Below are 24816 nucleotides of genomic sequence, written 5' to 3' on the forward strand. Positions count from 1 at the left end.
ACCCGCGGCCCCGCCCGCAGGCCAGGTGAGCGCCGAGCTGCCGCACGACCTGGTCGCCGCGCTGCGCGAGCTGGGACGGACCGAGTCGGCCAGCCTGTTCATGGTGCTGCACGCGGCGCTGGCCACCCTGCTGTCCCGCCTCGGAGCCGGGGACGACATCCCGATCGGCACCCCGGCCTCGGGCCGCGCCGATCCCGTGCTGGACGACCTCGTGGGGTTCTTCGTCAACACCGTCGTGCTGCGTACGGACCTGTCCGGCGCGCCCACGTTCACCGAGCTGCTGCGCCGGGTGCGCGAGAGCGACCTGGCCGCGTTCGAGCACGCGAACCTGCCCTTCCAGCAGGTGGTCGAGGCGGTCAACCCGGCACGCGCGCAGGGCCGCAACCCGCTGTTCCAGGTGATGCTCGGCTATCTGCGCCGGCCCGCCGGCCGCGGCACGGTGCTCGGCCTGCCGGTGGGGGAGGCGCCCGCGGTCGCCGCCGATCCGAAGGTGGACCTCAACGTCACCTTCGTCGACGGTGAGCCCTTCGAGGTGATCCTCGAATACGACGCCGGCCGGTTCCGCCCCGCGACGGCGCGGCGGCTCGTCGACCGTCTCCTCGTGCTGCTCGGCGAGGTCGCCGACCGGCCGGACCGGCCGGTCGGGGAGGCTCGCGTGCTCGCCGGGCACGACCGCGCCGACCTCGCCCGATGGCAGGACGGCGGTCCGCCGCGGACGGGCGGGCAGCCGTGGTACGAACGTTTCTCCGCCCAGGCCCGGCTCACCCCCGACGCGGACGCCTGCGTCTTCGCCGGCGAGACGATGAGCTACGCCGAACTCGACGCCGCCTCCGACGCCTTCGCCGCCCGGCTCGGCGGCCTCGGACCCGAGGACCTCGTCGGGATCGCCCTGCCGCGCTCGGCCGCGCTGCTGGTGGCCGTGCTCGGTGTGGCCAAGGCGGGGGCCGCCTACCTTCCTCTCGACCCCGCGTTCCCCGCCGAGCGGCTGCGCTTCATGGTGGCCGACGCGCGACCGGTCGCGATCGTGGTGGACGAGCGCACCCGCGAGCTCTTCCCCGAGGGCATCACGCCCTCCGGTGTGCCCGCTTCCTTCGTCCCGCCGCCGCGCGACCCGCGTTCGGCCGCGTACGTCATCTACACCTCCGGCTCCACCGGCCGCCCGAAGGGCGTGGTCGTGACCCAGCGCGACCTGGAGTGTTTCCTCGCCGCGCTGCCGGTGGCCGGGCCAGGCGAGCGGCTGCTCGCCGTGACGACGCTCTCCTTCGACATCTCCGTCCTGGAGCTGATGGGGCCGCTGACGGCGGGAGGCTGCGTGGTGCTGGCCTCCGACGCGGAGGTGCGCGACCCGCACATGCTGGCCGGGCTGCTGCGCAGAGAACGCGTCAGCGTCATGCAGGCCACGCCGTCGTTGTGGTCGACCCTGCCGCCCGAGGCCGAGCTGCGCGGCGTGCGCGTCCTGGCCGGCGGCGAGGCGCTGCCGCCCTCCCTGGCCCGCGACCTGAGCGCACGCGCCGTGTCCGTGACGAATCTGTACGGCCCGACCGAGGTGACCGTGTGGGCCACCGCCGCGGCGGTCCGCGGGGACGAGCCTCCCACGCTCGGACGGCCCCTGCCGGGAACGACCGCGTACGTGCTGGACACGGCGCTGCGCCCGGCGCCTCCAGGCGTCGCCGGCGAGCTGTATCTCGGCGGCGCCCAGGTCACCCGCGGCTATCTGCGCCGCCCCGGCCTGACCGCGTCCAGGTTCGTCGCCGACCCGTTCACCGGCGGGCGCATGTACCGCACCGGCGACCTGGCCCGCTGGAACGGCGGCGGCGAGCTGGAGTTCCTCGGCCGGGCCGACCACCAGGTCAAGGTGCGCGGCCACCGCGTCGAGCCGGGCGAGATCGAGGCGGTCGCGGCCACCTGCCCCGGCGTGTCGCAGGTCGCGGTCGTCGCCCGGCAGGACCGGCTCGTCGCGTACGTCACCGCGCCCGCGCCCGCGCTGCGCGACCACCTCGCGGGGCGGCTGCCCTCATGGATGGTTCCCTCCGCCGTCGTCGTCCTCGACGAGCTGCCGCTCACCCCGAACGGCAAGGTGGACCGCGCCGCCCTGCCCGAGGCGGACCTCGCGCAGACGGCGGGCGGCGCCGAGCCGCGCACACGTACCGAGGCGGCCGTCTGCGCGGTCCTGGGGGAGGTGCTGGGCACCGGGCCTGTCGGCGTGGACGACGACTTCTTCGCCCTCGGCGGGCACTCGCTGCTGCTCGTCCGCCTGGCCGCCGCCCTGCGTGCCCGGCTGGGCGCGGACCTTCCGGTGGGGGACCTGTTCGCCGCCCCCACCGCCGCCGCCCTGGCCAGACGGATCAGCGGCGGCGTGCCCGTGGCCGACGCCATGGCCGAACTGCTGAGCCTGCGGCCGGGCGACGGCACCCGGACGCCGCTGTTCTGCTTCCCGCCCGCCGGCGGGCTGAGCTGGCCCTTCGCCCCGCTCAAGCGCTACCTGCCCGACGGTGTCCCCCTGTACGGGCTGCAGTCGCCCCGGCTGAGCCGCGACAGCGGCCTGCCCGCGACCATGGACGACCTCGCCGCCGAGTACGCGGGCCTCATCGCCGGTGTGGCTCCCGAAGGGCCGCTCGCCCTGCTCGGATGGTCGTTCGGCGGCGCGGTCGCGCACAAGGTGGCGGTGCGGCTGGCGGCGCAGGGCCGCGACATCCGCCTCCTCGGCATGCTCGACACGCCGGTGGAGGTGAGCGGCGGCGCGGCCGACGTCGCCGCGCTGCTGGCCGAGATGGGCTACCGGGTGCCGGACGCACGCATGTCCGCCGCGGACGCCGTCGCCTTCCTGCGCTCCATGGGCGACGGCGTCGCGGCGCTGGAGGACGAGCAGATCGAGCGGGTCGTGGAGAGCTACCTGGCCGGCGACCGCATGATGGCGCGGGCCCGGTACGACGTCTATCCCGGAGACGTGCTCTTCGTCGACGCGACCGTGCCCGAGCAGGGGTTCACCGGCGCGGCCTCGAAGCGGTGGCGCCCCTACGTGGCGGGGGAACTGCGCGTGGCCGAGATCGGGTGCCGGCATTCGGAGCTGCTGGACGCCGGCACCCTGGAGATCCTCGGGCCGTTGCTGGCCCGTCTCATGTGACGGCGGACAGGTCCTTGACGGGGGTCGAGGGGTCCATGTCGGCGGCGTTGGCGAGCTGCGGCACGAGCACGTCGAGCGCGTAGAGCAGCGCGTCAGGCCCGCTGTAGGACAGCGCGCCGCCGAGCGGGGTGGAGAAGTCCGTGTAGATCGTGCGGTCGGTCCTGACCACCTTCAGCCGGGAGAAGACCGGCGACTTCACCATCGTGGCCCTGGTCGCGCCGTTGACGAACAACACGTCCCGGTCGATCAGGTCGAGCCGCTCCTCGCTGATCTCCTCCGACTCGCTCTGGGCGGCGAAGCCGAGCGCGTCGAACAGCGCGCGGCGCGGGTCGCGGGCCGGGATCAGCCAGTGCTGCCCGTTCTCCGGCCCGAAGTCCACCACGAGGACCTTCCCGGCGAACTCGGGATGCGCCTGCTTCGCCTCGGCGATCTTCGCGTTGACCTTGTCGACGAGCGCCCGCGCCTCGGCCGGCTTGCCGAGCGCCCTGCCGGTGGTGAGCGTCTGGACGTCCCACGGGGTCTGCTCGTCGGCGTAGTCGCCCGACTGGATCACCGTCGGCGCGATCTGGGAGAGCTTGTCGTACGTCTCCTTGTTGACGGTCTCGTAGATGGCGATGATCAGATCGGGCCGCTGCTTGATGATGGCCTCGAAGTTCAGCTCGGCCGAGAACGTGGAGAGCTTCCTGCCGCCCAGCGCCGCCTTTACCCAGGGGAAGTTCGCGTACTCGTCGAACCACGCGCGCGTGCTGACCGGCACCACGCCCAGCGCGAGCGCGAAGTCCTGGTCGTTCCATCCGACGGTGACGACCCGGGACGGCCGGGACTCGATCGTGGTGCTGCCGAACTTGTGGTCGATGGTGACCGGGAACGCGGGGTCGGCCGGCGCGGCGGCCTGCGGGGCTTCAGCCTGCGTGCCGGAACAGGAGATCAGCGAGGCCGCCAGGAGGACCCCTGACACAGTGCTGACTAAGGCTCGCCGAAGCGTGCGGAAACTGATCATCTGTGGTCCTTCTGGCCAGGCGATGGGATGCAACTTAGGATAGCATTACCTAACATTGATCATGGGAGCTGAAGATGCAGCGCATCCTGCTCGGCGGGAAGATCCACAGGGCCACCGTGACGCAGGCCGACCTCCACTACGTCGGGTCCATCACCATCGACAAGGACCTCATGGACGCGGCCGGGCTCATCGAGGGGGAGCAGGTCCACGTCGTCGACATCACCAACGGCTCACGGCTGGTCACGTACGCCATCGAAGGAGAGGCCGGTTCGGGCGTCATCGGCATCAACGGGGCCGCCGCCCACCTCGTGTCTCCCGAAGACCTCGTAATCATCATGTCCTTCCGGCACGTGGCCGACGACGAGGCGGCCTCGTACGTCCCCTTGGTGGTGCACGTCGACGGGCGCAACCGGATCGTCGGCCTCGGGGCGGACCTGGCCGCCCCGGCCCCGGGCTCGTCCGCCCAGGTCACCGGTCGGTGAGGTAACCGCCCATCGTGCGGAAGAACTCCGTGGCGGGCAGGTCCGCACCCGACTCCGTGCGGACCTGCTCGATCACCAGCCCGTGGCCGCGCCCCCTGCGGGCCTCCGGGCCGGCGACGATGACGACTCCGTCGCCCTCGTGGATGAACACCCGGCCGGGGGTCCCTCCGTACCGGCCCTTCGACACCGACGCCTTCAGCACGCGGATGCGCTCACCCCGGTAGAACGTGAAAGCGTTCGGGTACGGGTCGGACTGGGCGCGTACCAGCCGCTCGATGTCCCGCGCCGGCCAGCTCCAGACGATGCGGCTGTCCTCGACGGACCGTTTGTGGAAGAAGCTGGCCCTCGATCGGTCCTGGGGAACCGGTGCCGCCCGGCCGCTCTCGATGAGCGTGAGCGCGTCCCGCACGATCGGCCCGATCAGGGCGACGGTCCGGTGGAACAGGTCCGTGGCCGTGTCGGAAGAGCCGACGCGTACGGCCCGCTGCAGCACGATGTCGCCGGCGTCCAGCTCCTCGTCCATCAGGTGGGCGGTGACGCCCACCTCCTCCTCACCGTTGATCAGCGCCCAGATCAGCGGCGAGAAGCCGGCGTAGGCGGGCAGCAGCGAGTCGTGCACGTTCAGCGTGCCGTGGCGGGGCAGCCGGAAGATCTCCGGCGGGATCCAGGTGCGCCAGTTGTTGGCGACGATGATGTCCGGCTCGGCCTCCTTGAGCGCGGTGACCAGCTCGTCGTCCGGCCTGGAGCGCAGCAGCACGGGGACGCCGTGCCCGGCCGCCAGGTCGGCCACGGAGTCGTCCCAGATCTTCTCGTAGGCGTGCTCGCTCCTGGGGTGCGTCACGGCGAGCACCACCTCGTGGCCGGATTCCAGCAGTGCCTGCAACGTACGGTGTCCCCAAGTCTGGTAGCCGAACATCGCAACCCGCATGTGCGCCTCCTGTGGATAAGCCAATTAGGTGAGCCTAACCTAAATATCTGGTCGCGAGGAGGGTGATCTGCTGGCTACCGGCTCGTTTTGGCATGGCGAAAATGACCGACGTTGGGTGGTAAAACCCCAGTTGACCGAAGATTTGCTGATCAACTAATGTCTAGCAGGTTACGGGCCAAACAAGCCGCTCCTTCGAACGAAGCCGTCAGCTGGCATCGGGTCTCGGCGCCCCGGGCCAGGCTTGTTTCGCCTCACTGATCGAGAGGCGGAGGCTGCCGTGTCGTTCACACATCGGGCGACCGATCCCACAGGATCCGGATCCACGGGCCACGGCGTGCCGGCACGAGACCGCGGCGGTGATCCCGTCGAGCGGCCACATCGTCAAGTGAATGAGGAAGTGCATGGCCAGTAGTGGTTTCAGCTACGCCGGCCCCGAAGGACTTGAGCATCTCAAGCGGGCCGGCATGAGAAGCCAGGACGCGGGCGAAACACTCGGCCTGATCCGCAGGGAGTTCGTCACGCACGCGAAGGGCGACGTGAACACGTACGCCCTCGTCCAGGACGGCGCTGCGGAACTCGCCAGCGGCTACAACCAGTTCTTCCGCGACCTGTCCGACACCATGTACCGGCGCTCCAGCGCCCTGCGCAACGGCGGGAGCAACCTGAAATACTCCGCCGCCAACTACGGCTGGAGCGAGCGCCTCCTCCCGCCCGACGACCCGCCCCCCTTCCGCGAGAACGTCGAGCTGCCCGACCCCGGCACCCTGTCCGTGACGTTCAACGCCACCCTCGACCTGCTGGGCCTCGGCGACGACTACGAACGCAAGCTCTTGGAGATGCAGCGGGCGTGCGAGGAGACCGCCCACCGGCTCCGGCAACTGCAGCCCGACATCGACGCGGTCGAGGACGAGGTCGAGAAGGCACGCTGGGGCGGAGATGCCGCCCAGACCTACCACGCGGCCTGGAGAGAGCACGTCAACCCGGCCGGCGGCCGGCACGAGGCCCAGACCTTGGCGGAGTGGGCCGCGCGCTCCGAGCACTCCGCCGAGATCCTCGGCAACGCGGCCGAGGAGACCCACAGGTCCAAGCACGTCGTCAAGCGCACCCTGCAGACGCTCGCGGCGATCGGCGTGATCATGGCCGGAGCGGCGATCCTCAACCCCGCGGTACGCGCCTTCCTCGTGAGGTTCGCCCACGCCCTCAGACAGCGCGCCATGCTGGTGATCAAAATACTGCGCGCGAGGCTCAAGCAGCTCGGCAAGGGGTTCGGAACCAGCGTGGCCGGACGCGGCTCGGTGCTGAGCGGATTCATGATGAACGGGATCGGCGTCGTCGGCGCAAACTACGTCAACTCCTCGCTGGCGAACGCCGGCCGGGGCGTCGAAGATCCCTTCTCGGTCTCCCCTGGCATGCTGGGCACCCTGTCCTTCCTCCTCGGCCTCGGCGGCGCCTTCTCCCTCATGAAGAGGCTCGGCTCGGTCACCAGGTTCGCGCAGGCACACCCTCTCGGGTTCAACATGGCGCTCGAACTCGGCATCAACGCCGGTGCCGCCACCGCACTCAGCATGATGTTCGAGAACAAGAGCTTCGGCGCCGCGCTCAAGGACGGCGTCATTGTCGGCGGCGTCAGTGCGGTCTTCGGCGCCGGATACTACGGACTGCTCCGTGACGCGACCGGCCTCAAGCACCTCGCCTGGCGCAACGCGGACAAGTGGGGACTCAAGAAACTCTGGCCCGTCGACCCGAGCCGTGCGATGTCGGCCACCAACGTCCGCTACGGACGTGTTCTGCCCGGCAACCATCTTGCCCAGATGAAGCTCAGCGACGGCTCGAAGATCTGGCTCCCGAAGAACAGCCTCACCTACCGGGCCAGGCAGATCGCGCCGGTCAACGCCTTCCTCAACCTGAACCCCTTCTGGAAGGGCCGCATCCTCGGTCTCCTCCCGGGCACGATCAACTACACCCTGGTGCCCCGCGGCCAGAGCGAGCCCGTCGACCTGACGATCCCCGACTACCGGAACTGGGAGAACAACTCCGGCGGCGAACCATCACGCTCCGACGCCAGGCAACCGGTCGGCGCCACCACCCATACGGTGCGGACCGGCGACACGCTGTGGGACATCGCCGAGCGCGAATACGGCGACGCACGGTACGCGTCGCTCCTCGCGCAGGCCAACTGGCAGCTCGAAGGCATCAAGGATGGCGCCCTGTCACCCGGGCAGCAACTGGTGGTCCCGGAACTCGACAAGCAGAAGGCCTCCTAGGGACCCGGACGGCGCCTCAGCAGCGGTCACGCGAGGCGCCGTCCCGGGCCACGGTGCCTCGCCGGCGGGCGCGTGCGGTGCCGTCCCGGGCATCGGCGCTTGGCCGGCGGGCGTGTGCGGCACCGCCCAGGGTCACCGGCGCCTGCCCCGGGAGCCGTCCGAGCGCGGGACGTCGTCGCCCGCTCCGCTGCCGGGCTCGGGGATGGCGCCGGACACCTTCTCCTCCGCCTCGGCGACGACCGCGCGCCGCGCGTCGCGCACGGCCGCCAGGATGTCCTCCGCCAGCACGTGACTGTCCAGCCGCATGGCGCGTGGACCTATGCCGAGCTCGCGTACGCGTCCGTGCGCGTCCGCGGTCGCCGTGACGTGCCCGGACGCGCTCGTACCCGTGCCGGCCACGCTCTGCAGCTCGTCGTACTTCTTCTCCAGGAAGTCGGGCATTCGGCGCAAGTCCTCGTGCTCCCCATCGTCCGCGCCGGACATCTCCAGAAGGCTGCGGAGGACGCCGCTCACCGCCCGCCCGTCCCGGTCGGCCGCCAGGCTCTCGCCGAGCGGGTCCGACGTGATCGAGGCGAGCCCGGCGCCGTCGAGCACCTCCCGCGCCTGCCGCCGCGCGTCCTGATGCGCCGCGTCGAGCACCGCGACCACATCCTCGGCGAGACGAACCGCGTCACGCCGCATCACGCGCGGATCGAGCGTGAGCGAGACGATCGCGCCGTCGGCGTCGGCCTTGGCTTTGATCATCCCGTCGTCGCTCCGGCCGACACCGCCGACCTCGCGATCGCGATCCCGCGCCGCCAAGGACTCCCGCACCATCTGCTCGACCTTGCCGTTGATCGCAGCCAAGATCTCGCGATCGTCATCCCGTCCGGAGGGCGTAGTCATGCGGCACTCCAATGATCACGCGTCCCTGTCAGCGCGTTAGTTTAGGGCACCCGGATGACGGCCGGACGTAGCGGTCGAGCCACCCGGCGGACTCGCGTCCGGGCGTGGCCCAGAAGGCGGGCATGCCCCCAAGCCGAGTGCGCGGCCCATGACGGCGAGGACGGCTGCGCACGCGGGGAAGCTTCTGTCGGCGTGACGGGGTGCCTGTGCGCGGTCAGCATGGTGACCGGCGGCGACGGCACGTGGTGGGGCAGAGGTGCCGGAAGCGGGATTCGAACCCGCACGCCCTTTCGAGCAGACGCTTTTGAGGCGTCCATGTCTGCCATTCCATCATTCCGGCTGATTTTTCCGGACTTGTCCGGATCAGCACTGTACTCCGCCGCCGAAAATGATCAGCGACGGGTGCCAGCGTGGATCTAATCTACCGGACATCTGTACTCTTGCGCTCGTGAGTACGCAGCGGCGAGTAGTGATCGCGGAAGACGAGGCCCTGATCCGCCTTGACCTCAAGGAGATGCTCCAGGAGGACGGCTACGTCGTCGTGGGGGAGGCCGGCGACGGCGAGCAGGCGATCCGGCTGGCCGCCGAGCTGAGACCCGATCTCGTCATTCTCGACGTCAAGATGCCCGTGCTCGACGGCATCTCCGCGGCCGAGCGCATCGTCGGCGAACGCATCGCCCCCTGCCTCATCCTGACCGCGTTCTCCCAGCGTGACCTGGTCGAACGAGCCAGGGACGCGGGGGCGATGGCCTACCTGGTCAAGCCGTTCACGAAGGCCGACCTGGTGCCGGCCATCGAGATGGCGGTCAGCAGGCACGAGGAGATGGTGGCGCTGGCCGCCGAGGTGTCGAACCTGTCGGAGCGGCTGGAGACGAGGAAGCTGGTCGAGCGCGCCAAGGGGCAGCTCATGACGCAGCACGGCTGGAGCGAGCCCCAGGCGTTCAGGTGGATCCAGAAGGCGTCGATGGACCGGCGGCTGAGCATGCGCGAGGTTGCTCAGATCGTTATCGACGACGCGGCCGATCGGGGCTGAGGCGCCCGCGCCTGGCGTGAGACGGTCCGCCGGACCGCTGCCGGCCACGACACCACCGGCGTTCCGCATCGCGGTCAACCGGCTCCGCCCCCAAGCGCTCCGGCCTGTCGCCGGCGGCGCGGTGCACGGTGGCCTGGGCGTCGGCTCGGCTGGTGTGGCGGTCGTGGCGCGGGAGAGGGCGCCGGCGGGCGAGCGCGGTCGTGATTGCGGGCGGTCGGGAGTAATCCCTTACGTCCCAACTTTCCCACCATTACGGCCCTGATCCTGATATTTCGGCTCCGGGATGTTCCTCGTGCGAACTGTCAGTAACTGTGGTGAAACGTCCCATTACAATGGGTATTTAGGACATTACGAATCAGCATAAAAGCCGAGCAACAACCCCCGGCCGTCCCATCCGAGAGGCATCCTGAGCTCGGAAACCCGGCGAAGGGGACGTTCCTTCGCTGAGATTGGGGGAGTCTTTTATATGATCCGCATTGCTCCAGCGGGACGCCTGCTGGCCGTCGCGGCCGCGGCGAGCCTGGCCCTCACGGCCTGCGGCGGCGGTGGCGACGGCACGTCGGCGCAGCAGTCCGAGCCGGCGTCTTCGTCCGCCGCGTCCTCCGCTCCCGCGGCGAAGGGCGACGGCACGCTGACCCTCGGCACGGTGCTGCCGCAGACCGGTTCGCTGGCGTTCCTCGGCCCGCCCGAGTTCGCCGGCGTCGACCAGGCCGTCAAGGAGATCAACGACGCCGGGGGCGTGCTCGGCAAGCCGGTCAAGACCGTCCACACCGACTCGGGCGACACGACGACCAACATCGCGTCGCAGTCGGTGGACAAGCTGCTGGCGCAGAAGGTGGACGCGATCGTGGGGGCGGCGTCGTCGTCGGTGTCGGAGTCGATCATCGACAAGGTGACGGGCGCCGGCGTGGTGCAGTTCTCGCCGGCCAACACCTCCGACAAGTTCACCACGATCAAGGACCAGGGCCTCTACTTCCGCACCGCGCCGCCGGACAAGCTGCAGGGCCGCGTGCTGGGCGACCTGATCGCCGCCGACGGCAACGACACCATCGGCATCCTCGCGATGCAGGACTCGTACGGCTCGGGCCTGGCCGACCAGGTCACCAAGACCGCCGAGGAGGCCGGGGCGAGCGTCGTGGAGCGGGTCGACTACGACCCGAAGGCGCCGGAGTTCTCCGCCGACGTGGCACGGATCAAGGCGAAGAACCCGAAGGCGGTCGTGCTGATCGGCTTCGAGGAGGGCGCCAAGGTCATCGCGGAGCTGGTCAAGCAGGGACTGTCGGCCGACAAGGTCAAGTGGTACATGGTGGACGGCAACATGTCGAACACCAACTACGTGAAGATGCCCAAGGGCACGCTCACGGGCGTCAAGGGCACCATCCCGGGCGCGGAGGCTCCCGACGACTTCAGGAAGAAGCTCAAGAAGCTCAACCCCGAGCTCGACGACTTCACGTACTCGGCGGAGTCGTACGACGCGGCGAACCTGATCGCGCTGGCCGCCGAGGCGGCGAAGGACGACTCCGGCGCGTCGATCGCGTCCAAGCTGGCCGAGGTCAGCAAGGGCGGCGAGAAGTGCAAGACCTTCAAGGAGTGCGCAGCCCTGCTCAGGGACGGCGAGGACATCGACTACGAGGGCATCAGCGGCCCGGTCGAGTTCGACGACGCCGGTGACCCGGCCGTCGCCACGATCGGCATCTACCAGTACGGCGACAACAACACCTACGACACCAAGGCGCTGGAGTACCGCACCGGCAACATCGAGGGCTGACCTCGGGTCCGGCCGCTGAGCGGTCCCGCGAGCGGCGGGTCGCTCAGCGGCCGAAGCCGCACGCCCTGGAGGCGTAGCCGATCAGGCGGTCCTGCAGCGGCTTGGGCGGCGCCACGACGATGACGCGCTCCTCGCCCCCGTCGATGCTCGCCCGTACGGGGAACTGGAAGGCCTTTTTGGCCTCGCCGAACGCGTGGCCGTCGCAGCGGGCGGGGGTGAGCTCGACCGGGATCTCCAGGCGCTCCTCGGCGGGCGGCAGCAGGCCGAGCGAGCGGCCGTCGTAGGCGACGTTGTAGTGCGTCGTGCCGCCCATGGCGGCCAGCCTCACCGCTCCGGCGCCGCGCCGGGTGACGACCAGCTCGCCGCGCATGGTCTTGCCGGACTCCGTCCACTCCTGGCCGAACGCGATGCTCACGGCCTGTTGGATGAGGAACTCCGAGCACTCGTCGCGCAGCAGCCTGGCGAGCAGCGGGTCGGGGTGGGGCAGGTCGAAAGCGACCTCGCGCAGCGGTTCCGAGCCGACGCGGAGGTGGGCCACGACGGTGGCGGGCCGCACCTCGGGCAGGCCGCCGGGGGAGCAGTTCGCGGCGCCGTACGGGATGGGCAGGTCGGTGCGCTCGGTTCTGCCGATGGCCGCGTCGGCCCTGCTCGCGGGCACCGTACGGAACGACGGCGTCACCAGCTGGACGTCGGCGAAATAGACCGGGGTGTCCCGGGTGTTGCGCACGGCCACCTGGAGCCGGTGTGCCGGCTCGTCGGAACGCCATTGCCCGAGCGTGACGGAGACGCCGTCGGGCGGGCCCGAAGGAGCCGGCGGCTCCGAGGAGCCACAACCGGCGACAAGGGCCACCACGGCCAGGAATGTGGTAACACGCTTCACCTGACGCAGATTAAAGCTGCTTCCGCAGGTCCGTAAGTTGAGGACTGATTACGACTCCGCATCCAAGTGCCGACAGTTCTTCACGGCATCTAGTTGGAGCATGCGGGAGTTTTGTACGTTTCCGTCATTCGATCGGGAACGTTCGGCGGTGCTGACGGATCCCCGGCCTGAAATGAAGGAGACACTTCATGATCCGCATTGCTCCCGTGGGACGGGCGCTGGCTGTCGCGGCTGCCACCAGCCTGGCCCTGACAGCCTGCGGTGGTGGCGGCGACACGGCCACGCAAACTTCCGAAAGTGCCGCGCCTGCCACATCCTCCTCGGCACCGGCCGCGGCGAAGGGTGACGGCACACTCACGCTCGGCACGCTGCTGCCCCAGACCGGCTCGCTGGCGTTCCTCGGCCCGCCCGAGTTCGCGGGCGTCGACCTCGCGCTCAAGGAGATCAACGAGGCCGGGGGAGTGCTCGGCAAGCCCGTTGAGAAGTTCGACACCGACTCGGGCGACACGACGACCAACATCGCGTCGCAGTCGGTGGACAAGCTGCTTGCGCAGAAGGCCGACGCCATCATCGGCGCCGCGTCGTCGTCGGTGTCGGAGTCGGTGATCGACAAGATCACGGGCGCCGGTGTGGTGCACTTCTCGCCCGCCAACACCTCCGACAAGTTCACCACGATCAAGGACAACGGCCTCTACTTCCGTACCTCGCCGCCCGACAAGCTGCAGGGGCGCGTGCTGGGCGACCTCGTGGTGTCCGACGGCAACGACACGGTCGCCATCATGGCGATGCAGGACTCGTACGGCACCGGCCTGGCCGACCAGGTGGAGAAGGTCGCCACCGAGGCCGGCGCCCAGGTGGTCGAGCGGGTCGACTATGACCCCAAGGCCCCTGACTTCTCCGCCGACATCGCCAAGATCAAGGCGAAGAACCCGAAGGGCATCGTCCTGATCGGCTTCGAGGAGACCGCAAAGGTCATCGGCGAGCTGGTCAAGCAGGGCATGCCGGCCAGCAAGCACAAGTGGTACATGGTGGACGGCAACATGTCGAACACCAACTACGTGGAGATGCCCAAGGGCACGCTCAAGGGCGTCAAGGGCACCTACCCCGGCGCCTCCGCTCCCGACACCTTCAGGAAGAACCTCCTCGAGGTCGACCCCAAGCTCGAGGACTTCACCTACGCTCCCGAGTCCTATGACGCGGCCAACCTGATCGCGCTGGCCGCCGAGGCCGCCAAGAGCGACGCGGGCGCCGACATCGCGGCCAAGCTGGCCGAGGTGAGCAAGGGCGGCGAGAAGTGCAAGAACTTCAAGGAGTGCGTCGACCTGCTGAAGGCCGGCAAGGACATCGACTACGACGGCATCAGCGGCCCGGTCGAGTTCAACGACGCCGGTGACCCGGCCGTCGCCACCATCGGCATCTACGAGTACGGCGACAACAACAAGTACCCGGTCAAGGCGCTCGAGTACCGCACCGGCAACATCGAGGGCTGACCCCGGTCACCCGCGTGAACGTCGAAGGGCCCGGTCCGAGACCGGGCCCTTCGACGTGTCACGCGCAGCCGGACAATCGGCCGCCGGAACTCCCACGTGATGCCGTGCACCCTGGCAGCCGGCGAGGAGGGCCGGGGAGCATCAGAGCGACTGTCACCGAACGATTCACATCGGTCATGGAAAAACGGCGGAAGGGCCCATCGGGAGCCCTTCCGCCGTTCGCGCCTGACGGCGGATCTACGCTCTGGCCAGCGTGCCGAGGTAGAGCTCGATGACCTTGGGGTCGTCGGCGAGCTGCCTCCCGGTGCCGGTGTAGGCGTTGCGGCCCTGGTCGAGCACATAGCCGCGGTGGCAGATCTGCAGGCAGCGGCGCGCGTTCTGCTCCACCATGATGACCGTCACGCCCGCCTTGTTGATCTGCTGGGCCTGGATGAACACCAGGTCCTGCAGCTTGGGCGACAACCCGGCGGACGGCTCGTCGAGCAGCAGCACGGAGGGCTCGGTCATCAGGGCCCTCGCCATCGCCACCATCTGCCGCTCGCCGCCGGACAAGGAGCCGGCGCGCTGCTTGCGCCGCTCCCTGAGCGCGGGGAACAACTCGGACACGAACTCGAAGCGCTCCTTGAACTTCCCCGGTGTCTGGAAGGCGCCCATCTCGAGGTTCTCCTCGATGGTGAGGCTGGGGAAGACGTTGTTGGTCTGGGGGACGTAGCCGACCCCGCGGGCGACCAGCGTGTGCGCCTTCATGTTGGTGATGTTCTCGCCCTTGAGCAGCACCGTGCCGCTGCGGATGTTGACGAGCCCGAACACGGCCTTGAGCAGCGTCGACTTCCCGGCGCCGTTGGGGCCGATGATGCCGATCAGCTCGCCGTCCTTGACGTAGAGGTCGGAGCCGTTGAGGATGTTGACGCCCGGCAGGTAGCCGGCGATCAGCTCGTCGCACCGGAGCACGGCGTCCTCGGCGCCCTCCAGGTGCGCACTGCGGTCGGTGACGGCCGCCTTCGACTCTGGGCCGGCGTTCACTTCTGCGTCTCCTCCTCGATCTCGGCCTCCAGCGCGGCCTCGGCCTGCTGCAGCTGCTCCTCCAGCTCGCCCTCGGACAGCGGCGCGTCGTGGTGGGCGCCCAGGTAGGCGTCGATGACGCGATCGTCGGACATGATCGTCGCGGGCGGACCCTCGGCGATGACCGCGCCCTGGGCCATGACGATCACCCAGTCGCTGATGTCGCGGACCATGTCCATGTCGTGCTCGACGAACAGCACCGTCATGCCCTGCTCGCGCAGGTCCTTGACGTGGCCGAGCAGCGACTGGGTCAGCGCCGGGTTGACGCCCGCCATGGGCTCGTCGAGCATGACCAGCTCGGGGTTGACCATGAGCGCGCGGGCCATCTCCAGCAGCTTGCGCTGGCCGCCGGACAACGATCCGGCGAAGTCGTCGCGCTTGGCGTCGAGCTTGAAGCGGGCCAGCAGTTCTTCGGCCCGCTCGGTGATCTCGTCCTCCTGGGCGCGCCACACGCGTGGCACGAGCGCGCGCCAGAAGTTCTCGCCCTTCTGCTGCTGGGCGCCGAGTCGCATGTTCTCCATCACCGTCAGGCGCGAGAGCGCCTTGGTGAGCTGGAACGTGCGGACCATGCCGCGCCGGGCCACCTTGTGGGCGGGCACGCCGTTCATGGACCGCCCGTTGAACGTCCACGTGCCGGAGTCGGCCGTGTCGAAACCGGTCAGCTGGTTGAAGAACGTGGTCTTGCCGGCGCCGTTGGGGCCGATCAGCGCCGTGATGGAGCCGCGCTGGATCTCCACGTGGCCGACGTCGACGGCCGTGAGGCCGCCGAAGCGGCGTACGACGTTGTCCACCACCAGGATGGGGTCCGGCTTGGGCACGCCGGGGTCGCGGGCCAGGTCTTTGAAGGCGGCAAGGGCGGCCGCCTTCCGGTCGGTGCTCATGGTCTCAGCGTGCATCGATTGCGATCTCCCTCTTGTCACCGAAGATGCCCTGTGGCCGGTAGACAAGCAACAGGATCAAGCCGGCGCCGACCAGGATCCAGCGCAGGGCGCCGACCTGGTTGGTGTCCATGAAGGTGATGTACCCAACGCGGACCGCCTCGGAGAGCACACCGTAGATGAAGACGAGCAGGACCCAGAACACCATCGAGCCGATGACCGGGCCGAGCACGCGGGCCGCACCGCCGAGGATGACCATCGTGTACATGTAGAACGTCGTCTCGGTGCCGAACACGTCAGGCTGCACCGAGGCATAACCCAGACCGTAGATGAAGCCGCCCATGCAGCCGATCACGCCGCCCAGCACCAGCGCCTGCATCTTGTAGGAGAAGACGCTCTTGCCGAGGCTGCGCACGGCGTCCTCGTCCTCGCGGATGGCCTTGAGCACGCGGCCCCAGGGGCTCTTCATCAGCAGATGCACCATGAGGCAGGCCAGGGCGATGAGCACCCAGCCGACGGTGATCACCCACATCGTGCGGTGGTTGAAGAACAGCGGGACGGGGCCGAGGTTGAAGCCGTAGTTTCCGGCGGGATAGGGGTTGAGCGCGTAGAAGCCGTCGGTGAAGCCGCGGTGGCCGTCGGAGCCGCCGAAGACGTCCTTGAACTGCACGGAGCGGAAGACGAGCCGGACGATCTCGGCCGCCGCGATGGTGACGATGGCGAGGTAGTCGGCGCGCAGCTGGAGCGTCGGTATGCCCAGCAGGAACGCCAGGATAACCGCCGCGATCAGGCCGAAGATGACGCCGACCCAGAACGGCATGCCGAGGACGACGACGGTGACCGCCAGGCCGTAGCCGGCCACGCCCATGAACGCGGCCTGGCCGAAGTTGAGCAGGCCGGTGTAGCCGAAGTGGATGTTGAGACCGATGGCGGCGATGCCGTACAGCACCGTCTCGACGCCCACCGAGGCCTTGATGGTGGTGCTGATGATCGTGATCCAGTCCATTCTGATCCTCCCCCGATCAGCCGATCCGCTCGCGGCGGCCCAGGATGCCCTGCGGCCGGACGAGGAGCACGATGATGAGAACGGCGAGCGCGCCGACGCTCTTGAGCTCTGGAGGCACCCACAGCGTCGAGACCTGGATGAACAGGCCGACCACCAGCGACCCGATCAGCGCGCCGAACGCGGTGCCCAGACCGCCGAGCGTCACGCCGGCGAAGATGAGCAGGAGCATCTCCTGGCCCATCGTGTATTTCAGGTTCTGGGAGAGGCCGAGCATGATGCCCGCGAGCGCGGCGATGGCGCCGCCCATCGTCCAGATGATGCGCACGACCCGGTCGACGTTGATGCCGGACGACGACGCGAGCGCCGGGTTGTCGGCCACCGCGCGGGCCGCCTTGCCGGTGCGGGTGCGCAGCAGCGCGATGCCGACGATGATGAGCACGACCAGCTCGATGCCCATGGCGACGAAGTTCTTCGGCGCGGCCGAGATCGGCCCCAGTTGCACGCCGGGTTGCGCGTTGTACTGCGTGTACGCCTCGGTCTGGCCGCCGAAGACGATCAGGAACAGGTAGCGCAGGAAGAGCGCGACGCCGATCGAGATGATCATCATGGCGATGATGCCGGTGCCGCGCCTGCGCAACTGTCCCCAGAAGAAGCGGTCCTGCAGATAGCCGAGCAGGCCGGCGACGATGACGGCGATGGCCGCGGCCGGGATGAGGTTCAGGCCCATGCCCGCGTTGAACCCGTAGGCGAGGATCGCGCCCAGGGTGACCAGCTCGCCGTGGGCGAAGTTGGTCAGGCCGGTCGTGCCGTAGATGAGCGACAGGCCGAGCGCGGCCAGGGCGATGATCAGGCCGAGGTTGAAGCCCTCGAAGGTGAGCTGCGCGGCGCGGGTCCAGAACGCGCTGTTGTCGGTGCTCTCCTGCCCCTGGTCCTGGCCTTCACCGCCTTTCGGCTGGAGGGGGAACAGGGCGGTGGAGCAGTTGCCCTCATGGACGCTCAGCGTGCGGACGTTCGTGCCGCCGCGCGCCTCGGCGTTCTGCGGAAGGCTGCCGAGATCCAGGGTGACTTTGTACCGGCCTGGATCCTCGACCTGGACATCCCATCTGCCCTGAGCGTCGGTGGTGGCCTCCGCGACGGGCTTGCCGTCCTCGGTGGTCACGGAGATTTTGGCGCCGTTCACTGGCTGGCCTTGGAAGTTGAGTGTTCCCCTCACGCCCTGGCAGTCGGCCGGGCCCGCGTGGGCGGGGCCGGCGAGCAGGAAGATGAGTCCACCCAGGAAGGCCGTGAACGCGATCACGGCTCTGCGCAATGGTGCTCCCTCGAAAATAGGTCAAGGCGGGGTGTTGCCCCCTCCATCTCGACACGCGCGCATCGCAGGCACAACTGGGATGCAATGGCGGGAGCCTATTCTGGGTGCGCCCGTTTCAGTATCGTTCGTCACCAATTAGTGACATGTGCGTGTCACTGATGTGAGCAACCAACGAGCAGGTCAGGGGCAGGATCAGGGAGACGCCTGGCGCATTAGGAAAACATCGGATAACGCTCGGCTGCGGATGTCGACGAGCCCGCGGGGCGGCCTTTGGGGCCGTGTAGGGCTTCCCCGGCCGTACACGTTTTCTACTGGGCCTCCCCGCGGGCTGTTCGCACAACCGTAGCGACCCGCGGGGGGCGTGCGCAAAGGCTGGGCGCACGTGAACTTCGTGTCAGCGGTCGCGCAGTATGCAGGTGAGGCGAGAGGTGCAGACCCGACGCCCCTGCTCGTCGCTGATCTCGATGTCGTACGTCGCCAGCGTCCGGCCGGCGTGCAACCGGGTCGCGACGCCGGTCACGTGGCCGGAGCTCGCGGAGCGGTGGTGGGTGGCGCTGATCTCGATGCCCACGGCGATGCGGCCGGGCCCGGCGTGGATCGCCGCCGCCACCGAGCCCAGGGTCTCGGCCAGCACCACGGACGCGCCGCCGTGCAGCAGCCCGTACGGCTGTGTGTTGCCCTCGACCGGCATCCGGCCGGACACGCGCTCGGGCGTGGCCTCGAGAAACTCGATGCCCATCCGCTCGGGAAGCGTGCCCGCGTGCATGTCGACGACCATCGCTACGTCCATGGGATTGGTCTGTGTCAAAGGGACGTCTCCACTCTTCCGAGCTCGGGTTTTCTGTCGCAGACGCAGACTAGGCTGCGGGTGTGCCGAAGAGTGAAGTGACCCCCAGCCGCCCGTGCCTGCTGCTGCTTGACGGGCATTCCCTGGCCTATCGCGCGTTCTACGCGCTCAAGGACGCCAACCTGATGACCACCGACGGTCAGCACACCGAGGCGGTCTACGGGTTCACCTCGATGTTGACCAACATCCTGCGCGACGAGCAGCCGACCCACGTGGCGGTGGCCTTCGACAGGTCGGAGCCGACGTTCCGCCATGAGGAATACTCCGACTACAAGGCCAACAGGAGCGAGACGCCCGAGGACTTCCGCGGGCAGATGCAGCTCATCTTCGAGCTGCTCGACACGCTGCGCATCCCGCGGCTGTCCAAGGCCGGCTTCGAGGCGGACGACCTCATCGCGACCCTGGCCACCCGGGCCTCCGCGCAGGACATGAACGTCCTGATCGTCACCGGCGACCGCGACGCGCTCCAGCTGGTCGACGACAACGTCACGGTCCTGATGACCCGGCGCGGCATCAGCGACATGACGAGGTTCACGCCCGACGCGGTGCAGGAGAAATACGGCCTGACCCCCGCGCAATACCCCGACTTCGCGGCGCTGCGCGGCGACCCCAGCGACAACCTGCTGAGCATTCCCAGCGTGGGTGAGAAGACGGCGGCCAAGTGGGTGCGCGAGTTCGGCTCGCTGACCGCGCTGGTCGACCGGGTCGACGAGGTCAAGGGCAAGGTCGGCGACAAGCTGCGCGAGCACGTCGCCCAGGTGCTGATGAACCGGCGGCTCACCGAGCTGCTGCGCGACGTCCCGCTCGAGGTCGGTCCCGGCGAGCTCACGCAGGGCACGTGGGAGCGCGAGGAGATCAACAAACTGTTCGACACGCTGCAGATCCGCGGCGAGCTGCGTGAGCGCGTGTTCAAGGTGCTCGGCACCGGCGAGCAGGAGCCCGAGCAGGGCTTCGAGGTGGAGACCGTGCTGCTCGGCCCCGACCGCGTCGCGGGCTGGCTGTCGGCGTTGCCCGCCGGCCGCACGGGCCTGGCGTTCAGGGGCGCCTACGGCAGCGGCAGCGGGCGCATCGAGGGCATCGCCATCGCCTCGCCCGACGGCACGGCCGCCTACATCGACCCCGTCAAGCTCACCGAGGCCGACGAGACGGCCCTGCGCGCCTGGCTGGGCGACGACGCCCACCCCAAGGCCGTCCACGACGCCAAGGGCCCCATCCTGGCCCTCTGGGCGCAGGGCATGGAGCTGCGCGGCCTGAGCTGCGACACCGCGCTGGCCGCCTACCTCGCGATGCCGGGACAGCGCACGTTCGCCCTGGAAGACCTCGCCAGGCGCTACCTCAACCGCGACCTGCGCGCCGAGGAGGAGTCCAACGGCCAGGCCGCGCTGTTCGGCGACGACGAGGACGCCCCGGCCAAGGACCTCGCGCTGCGCGCCCACGCCGTACGCGAGCTGGCCGAATCCCTGGAGACCTTCCTCGAGGGCAGGGGCGGCACCCAGCTCCTGGCCGACGTGGAGCTGCCGCTGCTGTCGGTGCTGGCCGAGATGGAGCGCGCCGGCATCGCCGTCGACAGCGAATACTTCGCGGGCCTGGAGGCCGAGTTCGGCGCCGCCGTCAAGCACGCCGTCGAGGAGGCGCACCGCTCGGTCGGCGAGCAGTTCAACCTCGGCTCGCCCAAGCAACTGCAGGAGATCCTCTTCGTCCGGCTCAACCTGCCCAAGACGAAGAAGATCAAGACCGGCTGGAGCACCGACGCCGACCAGCTCGCCTGGCTGGCCACCCAGACCGAGCACGAGCTGCCCACCATCATGCTGCGCCACCGCGACCAGGCCAGGCTCCGCATCACCGTCGAGGGCCTGATCAAGGAGATCGCCGACGACGGGCGCGTCCACACCACGTTCAACCAGACCATGGCCGCCACGGGCCGGCTGTCGTCGGAGAAGCCCAACCTGCAGAACATCCCGATCCGCACCGCGGAGGGCCGCCGCATCCGGCAGGGCTTCGTGGTCGGCGAGGGCTACGAGACGCTGCTGACGGCCGACTACAGCCAGATCGAGCTGCGCATCATGGCCCACCTGTCGGGCGATGAGTCGCTGATCGAGGCGTTCGAGTCGGGTCACGACTTCCACCAGGCCACCGCCGCGAGGGTGTTCGACCTGCCGCCTGAGCAGATCGACGGCGAGCTGCGTGCCCGCATCAAGGCGATGAACTACGGCCTGGCCTACGGCCTGTCCGACTTCGGGCTCGCCCAGCAGCTCAACATCCCGGTGGCCGAGGCACGGGCGCTGAAGGAGGAATACTTCACCGAGTTCGGCGGCGTGCGCGACTTCCTGCACGCCATCGTCCAGCAGGCCCGCGCCGACGGCTACACCGAGACCATCATGGGCCGCCGCCGCTACCTCCCCGACCTGACCAGCGACAACCGCCAGCGCCGTGAGATGGCCGAGCGCATGGCGCTCAACGCTCCCATCCAGGGCTCGGCGGCCGACATCATCAAGGTCGCCATGCTCCACGTCCGGCAGGCGCTCGGCGAGGAGGGGCTGGCCTCCCGGATGTTGCTGCAGGTCCACGACGAGCTGGTGTTCGAGGTGGCGCCCGGCGAGCTTGAGCCGCTCACGCAGCTCGTGTGCGACCAGATGAACGCCGCCTACCACCTGCGCGTGCCGCTGGAGGTTTCCGTGGGCGTCGGGCGCACCTGGGAGGACGCCGGCCACTGACCCGGCCAACGACCTGGCGGGCCGTCCGCCGTGGGAGATCTGCACTAACCTGATCGTGTTTCTCACCCGAGCGGCCCGGGAGTTCTGTGCGGTTACCAGCGTCTCTCACGCGGATCATCGGCGTTGCGAACGTGGTGGTGATAACAGTCGCGATCATCGGGCTCAGCCTGTTACCTGACGAGCCGCGGCCGCACGCACGGCCGGACGACGCCGCCGAGGTGGGCGCCGGCCCTCGGCAGTCCTCCCCGTCGGCCGGCTCGCCGCCCAGCCCGTCACCGGTGGGTCAGCCGCCCGGCGTCGTGTCCACGCCCGAGTTCGCCCGCCAGGTGCGCGCCAACGAGGCCGGCCTGGTGCCGGTGCTGATGTACCACCGCATCACCGCGAGACGGCGGGCCTCCATCGACAGGACCCCCACCCAGCTCAGGAAGGAGCTGGAGCGGCTGGCGAAGGAGGGTTACGTGCCGATCACGGCCGGCGAGTTCGTCGCCGGCGACATCAGGGTGCCGGCGGGGAGGTTCCCCGTCGTGCTCACGTTCGACGACGGGCACCCCAGCCACTTCGCCCTCGACGCCGCCGGCAACCCCGCGCCCGGCACGGCCGTGGCCGTGATGCAGGAGGTCGCGAGGAAACACCCGTCCTTCCGGCCGGTGGCCACGTTCTGGATCAACAAGGAGCCGTTCGGGCTACGCGACAGGCCGTCGCAGACGGTGGCCGTGCGCTGGCTGGTCGACCACGGCCATGAGGTCGCCAACCACACCTGGAGCCACCCCGACCTCCGGGCGATCAAGCGACGGAAGGTACGCGAGCAGATCGTCCGGCTCGAACGCCTGCTGAAGGAGCTGGGCGTGCCGGCCTCCAGGACCATGGCGCTGCCGTACGGCTCGCTGCCCCGCGGGAAGAAGCCCGCGCGGGCCGGCGCGTGGGACGGCACACGTTACGATTTCGCGGGCGTGTTCCTCGCCGGAGCCGAGCCGTCGGTTTCGCCCTACGCGAAAAAGTTCGACCGGGGTGCGATCCAGCGCATCCAGAGCAACGCCAAGAAGGGCGAGTGCCGCAAGTGGTGCTCCGACCACTGGCTCGACTGGCTGCGCAAGCACCCTGGTGAGCGCTACGTTTCCGACGGAGATCCCGAAAGGATCTCCATCCCGAAGAAACTACGCGGTAATATCGACGCCAAGCGAGGGCGCCAGGTCATCGCGTACTGACCCCTCCCTGGATTGACCCCGTGGCCAACGTCTCATATGCTGATCGCTGCGCTGTGGGCTCGCGCGCGCCTCAGACGGAGCGGGCTCGCGCTCGGTCACGTCGATGTCGTCATTCCTCGGCTTGATGCGGAAGAGGGCCTGCCGCGCATCCGCCACATCGACATCCTGTCCGCGTTCGGAGCAATTCCACACATGACGTCCAGCACTGAGGCCACCTCGAGCACCCCGCAGGTAGCGGTCAACGACATCGGGTCCGAGGAAGCCTTCCTCGCAGCGATCGACGAGACCATCAAGTACTTCAACGACGGCGACATTGTCGAGGGCACCGTCGTCAAGGTCGATCGAGACGAGGTCCTTCTCGATATCGGCTACAAGACCGAGGGTGTCATCCCCTCGCGCGAGCTTTCGATCAAGCACGATGTCGACCCTGCTGACGTCGTGGAGGTCGGCGAACACGTCGAGGCCCTGGTTCTCCAGAAGGAGGACAAAGAGGGCCGTCTGATCCTGTCCAAGAAGCGCGCCCAGTACGAGCGCGCCTGGGGCACGATCGAGAAGATCAAGGACGAGGACGGCATCGTCACCGGCACCGTCATCGAGGTCGTCAAGGGTGGTCTCATCCTCGACATCGGCCTCCGTGGCTTCCTCCCGGCGTCCCTGGTCGAGATGCGGCGTGTCCGCGATCTGCAGCCGTACGTCGGCCGCGAGCTCGAAGCCAAGATCATCGAGCTCGACAAGAACCGCAACAACGTGGTCCTGTCGCGCCGTGCCTGGCTGGAGCAGACGCAGTCCGAGGTTCGCCAGACGTTCCTCAACACCCTCCAGAAGGGCCAGGTCCGCAAGGGCGTCGTCTCCTCGATCGTCAACTTCGGCGCCTTCGTCGACCTCGGCGGCGTCGACGGTCTGGTCCACGTGTCCGAGCTGTCCTGGAAGCACATCGACCACCCGTCCGAGGTCGTCGAGGTGGGCCAGGAGGTCACGGTCGAGGTCCTTGACGTCGACATGGAGCGCGAGCGCGTCTCACTGTCGCTCAAGGCCACGCAGGAAGACCCGTGGCAGCAGTTCGCCCGCACCCACCAGATCGGCCAGGTCGTTCCGGGCCGCGTCACCAAGCTGGTGCCGTTCGGCGCGTTCGTCCGGGTCGAGGAGGGCATCGAGGGCCTGGTCCACATCTCCGAGCTGGCCGAGCGCCACGTGGAGATCCCGGAGCAGGTCGTCCAGGTCGGCGACGAGATCTTCGTCAAGATCATCGACATCGACCTCGACCGCCGTCGCATCAGCCTGTCGCTGAAGCAGGCCAACGAGGGTGTCGGCACCGAGGTCGAGTTCGACCCGACCCTCTACGGCATGGCGGCCACCTACGACGACCAGGGCAACTACATCTACCCCGAGGGCTTCGACCCGGAGACGGGTGAGTGGCTCGAGGGCTTCGACAAGCAGCGTGAGGAGTGGGAGCGGCAGTACGCCGAGGCCCAGCAGCGCTTCGAGGCCCACAGGAAGCAGATCGAGGAGGCCCGCAAGGCCGAGGCGGAGGCCGGCGAGGCCGCTCCCTCGTCCTACAGCGGCGACTCGCCCGCCCAGTCGGGCGGCGGCGGCTCGTCGTCGGCTCCCGCCAGTGGTGCGCTCGCCTCCGACGAGGCGCTCGCGGCCCTGCGCGAGAAGCTCGCCGGCGGCCAGAGCTGACGTCCGCCTAAGGCTACGGCTCGATCCCTGGCCTGCTGAAAAGCCCCGCACGCAGACGCTTGCGGGGCTTTTCGCGCGCAGGAGCCACCACGGGGACCCCTGCCGGTACGCAGGCCCGTGCGGTGAGCCGGCGGTCAACGCGGAGGCACTCCTGCCGCATCCGTATCCGGGGTCGCCCGGCACGAACCTCATCGAGCCCTTTCACCTCGGCCTTCCGCAGAGCGACCTCGACGACCTGTGGGGGCCGCAGGCGCTCGCGTA

At 69.1% G+C, this 24816-nt stretch carries 18 protein-coding genes and 1 tRNA gene; 9 read left to right on the forward strand and 10 right to left on the reverse strand.

Annotation, left to right across the window (positions count from 1 at the left end; translation table 11 throughout):
* Positions 1–3124 (forward strand): non-ribosomal peptide synthetase (locus GUY59_RS10005; RefSeq protein WP_138208536.1); only part of this gene is annotated, 3124 nt, incomplete at its 5' end.
* On the opposite strand, the gene GUY59_RS10010 is transcribed toward GUY59_RS10005, so the two are convergent.
* The gene (locus GUY59_RS10010; RefSeq protein WP_212746360.1) at positions 3117–4082 is read right to left on the reverse strand and encodes an ABC transporter substrate-binding protein; all 966 of its coding nucleotides are present in this window, start codon (positions 4080–4082) and stop codon (positions 3117–3119) included. The genes GUY59_RS10005 and GUY59_RS10010 overlap by 8 nt on opposite strands.
* A 116-nt stretch (positions 4083–4198) precedes the next feature.
* On the opposite strand from GUY59_RS10010, the gene panD reads away from it, so the two are divergent.
* Positions 4199–4606: an aspartate 1-decarboxylase gene (gene panD / locus GUY59_RS10015; RefSeq protein ID WP_138208534.1), complete on the forward strand. Its 408-nt coding sequence runs from the start codon at positions 4199–4201 to the stop codon at positions 4604–4606.
* Here the strand turns inward: panD and GUY59_RS10020 are convergent.
* Positions 4593–5534, reverse strand: coding sequence for a methionyl-tRNA formyltransferase (locus GUY59_RS10020; RefSeq protein WP_138208533.1), 942 nt, complete (start codon positions 5532–5534; stop codon positions 4593–4595). The two genes, panD and GUY59_RS10020, sit on opposite strands and share 14 nt — an antisense overlap.
* 401 nt (positions 5535–5935) lie before the next feature.
* Here GUY59_RS10020 and GUY59_RS10025 point away from each other — a divergent pair, with 401 nt between their 5' ends.
* A complete protein-coding gene (locus tag GUY59_RS10025) occupies positions 5936–7798 on the forward strand; it encodes a LysM peptidoglycan-binding domain-containing protein (RefSeq protein WP_161714477.1) in 1863 nt (620 codons plus the stop codon).
* 132 nt (positions 7799–7930) lie between these two features.
* On the opposite strand, the gene GUY59_RS10030 is transcribed toward GUY59_RS10025, so the two are convergent.
* Together GUY59_RS10030 and GUY59_RS10035 are read right to left on the reverse strand one after the other, a co-directional pair.
* Positions 7931–8683: a YbaB/EbfC family nucleoid-associated protein gene (locus GUY59_RS10030; protein WP_138199898.1), complete on the reverse strand. Its 753-nt coding sequence runs from the start codon at positions 8681–8683 to the stop codon at positions 7931–7933.
* Positions 8684–8940: 257 nt separating this feature from the next.
* Positions 8941–9023, reverse strand: a tRNA-Leu gene (locus GUY59_RS10035).
* Between the two features lie 48 nt (positions 9024–9071).
* Between GUY59_RS10035 and GUY59_RS10040 the strand changes: the two genes are divergently transcribed.
* Positions 9072–9716: an ANTAR domain-containing response regulator gene (locus GUY59_RS10040; protein ID WP_132340385.1), complete on the forward strand. Its 645-nt coding sequence runs from the start codon at positions 9072–9074 to the stop codon at positions 9714–9716.
* A 466-nt stretch (positions 9717–10182) separates the two neighbouring features.
* Complete coding sequence (locus tag GUY59_RS10045; protein WP_138199899.1) at positions 10183–11484, forward strand: ABC transporter substrate-binding protein; 1302 nt, start codon at positions 10183–10185, stop codon at positions 11482–11484.
* A 43-nt stretch (positions 11485–11527) separates the two neighbouring features.
* On the opposite strand, the gene GUY59_RS10050 is transcribed toward GUY59_RS10045, so the two are convergent.
* On the reverse strand, positions 11528–12364 hold the full coding sequence (locus GUY59_RS10050; protein ID WP_138199900.1) for a hypothetical protein: 837 nt from the start codon (positions 12362–12364) through the stop codon (positions 11528–11530).
* 188 nt (positions 12365–12552) lie between these two features.
* On the opposite strand from GUY59_RS10050, the gene GUY59_RS10055 reads away from it, so the two are divergent.
* Positions 12553–13854 (forward strand): ABC transporter substrate-binding protein, encoded by a 1302-nt coding sequence (locus tag GUY59_RS10055; RefSeq protein ID WP_138199901.1) that lies wholly within the window; start codon positions 12553–12555, stop codon positions 13852–13854.
* A gap of 237 nt (positions 13855–14091) precedes the next feature.
* Here the strand turns inward: GUY59_RS10055 and GUY59_RS10060 are convergent, their stop codons facing one another.
* From GUY59_RS10060 to GUY59_RS10080, 5 genes are all read right to left on the reverse strand, one after another.
* Complete coding sequence (locus tag GUY59_RS10060) at positions 14092–14877, reverse strand: ABC transporter ATP-binding protein (RefSeq protein WP_132340393.1); 786 nt, start codon at positions 14875–14877, stop codon at positions 14092–14094.
* Positions 14874–15797: an ABC transporter ATP-binding protein gene (locus GUY59_RS10065; protein ID WP_236667002.1), complete on the reverse strand. Its 924-nt coding sequence runs from the start codon at positions 15795–15797 to the stop codon at positions 14874–14876. The genes GUY59_RS10060 and GUY59_RS10065 overlap by 4 nt, the downstream gene beginning before the upstream one ends.
* Before the next feature lie 4 nt (positions 15798–15801).
* Positions 15802–16800: a branched-chain amino acid ABC transporter permease gene (locus tag GUY59_RS10070; RefSeq protein WP_132340397.1), complete on the reverse strand. Its 999-nt coding sequence runs from the start codon at positions 16798–16800 to the stop codon at positions 15802–15804.
* Positions 16801–16816: 16 nt separating this feature from the next.
* A complete protein-coding gene (locus GUY59_RS10075; RefSeq protein WP_236667003.1) occupies positions 16817–18109 on the reverse strand; it encodes a branched-chain amino acid ABC transporter permease in 1293 nt (430 codons plus the stop codon).
* A 394-nt stretch (positions 18110–18503) separates the two neighbouring features.
* Entirely contained in the window at positions 18504–18899 is a 396-nt protein-coding gene (locus tag GUY59_RS10080; protein WP_236667004.1) for a PaaI family thioesterase, read from the reverse strand.
* A gap of 80 nt (positions 18900–18979) precedes the next feature.
* Here GUY59_RS10080 and polA point away from each other — a divergent pair, with 80 nt between their 5' ends.
* The 3 genes from polA (at position 18980) to rpsA (ending at position 24555) form a co-directional block, all read left to right on the forward strand.
* Positions 18980–21670 carry a DNA polymerase I gene (gene polA / locus GUY59_RS10085; protein WP_138199903.1) on the forward strand — a complete coding sequence of 897 codons (2691 nt, stop codon included), beginning with the start codon at positions 18980–18982 and terminating at the stop codon, positions 21668–21670.
* 131 nt (positions 21671–21801) lie between these two features.
* The gene (locus tag GUY59_RS10090; protein WP_252374856.1) at positions 21802–22875 is read left to right on the forward strand and encodes a polysaccharide deacetylase family protein; all 1074 of its coding nucleotides are present in this window, start codon (positions 21802–21804) and stop codon (positions 22873–22875) included.
* 192 nt (positions 22876–23067) lie between these two features.
* A complete protein-coding gene (gene rpsA, locus GUY59_RS10095) occupies positions 23068–24555 on the forward strand; it encodes a 30S ribosomal protein S1 (protein ID WP_132332469.1) in 1488 nt (495 codons plus the stop codon).
* The last annotated feature ends 261 nt before the right edge of the window (positions 24556–24816 follow it).

The organism is Nonomuraea sp. K271 (assembly GCF_009908215.1).
Lineage (GTDB): Bacteria > Actinomycetota > Actinomycetes > Streptosporangiales > Streptosporangiaceae > Nonomuraea > Nonomuraea longispora.

What these genes read in the sequence shown, in the direction of transcription:
- GUY59_RS10025 (WP_161714477.1), top strand. Translation starts at nt 5,936, where the DNA reads ATGGCCAGTAGTGGTTTCAGCTACGCCGGCCCCGAAGGACTTGAGCAT.
- GUY59_RS10045 (WP_138199899.1), top strand. Translation starts at nt 10,183, where the DNA reads ATGATCCGCATTGCTCCAGCGGGACGCCTGCTGGCCGTCGCGGCCGCG.
- GUY59_RS10065 (WP_236667002.1), bottom strand. Translation starts at nt 15,797, where the DNA reads ATGAGCACCGACCGGAAGGCGGCCGCCCTTGCCGCCTTCAAAGACCTG.
- rpsA (WP_132332469.1), top strand. Translation starts at nt 23,068, where the DNA reads ATGACGTCCAGCACTGAGGCCACCTCGAGCACCCCGCAGGTAGCGGTC.
- GUY59_RS10080 (WP_236667004.1), bottom strand. Translation starts at nt 18,899, where the DNA reads ATGGACGTAGCGATGGTCGTCGACATGCACGCGGGCACGCTTCCCGAG.
- GUY59_RS10070 (WP_132340397.1), bottom strand. Translation starts at nt 16,800, where the DNA reads ATGGACTGGATCACGATCATCAGCACCACCATCAAGGCCTCGGTGGGC.
- GUY59_RS10030 (WP_138199898.1), bottom strand. Translation starts at nt 8,683, where the DNA reads ATGACTACGCCCTCCGGACGGGATGACGATCGCGAGATCTTGGCTGCG.
- panD (WP_138208534.1), top strand. Translation starts at nt 4,199, where the DNA reads ATGCAGCGCATCCTGCTCGGCGGGAAGATCCACAGGGCCACCGTGACG.
- GUY59_RS10055 (WP_138199901.1), top strand. Translation starts at nt 12,553, where the DNA reads ATGATCCGCATTGCTCCCGTGGGACGGGCGCTGGCTGTCGCGGCTGCC.
- GUY59_RS10020 (WP_138208533.1), bottom strand. Translation starts at nt 5,534, where the DNA reads ATGCGGGTTGCGATGTTCGGCTACCAGACTTGGGGACACCGTACGTTG.
- GUY59_RS10040 (WP_132340385.1), top strand. Translation starts at nt 9,072, where the DNA reads ATGATCAGCGACGGGTGCCAGCGTGGATCTAATCTACCGGACATCTGT.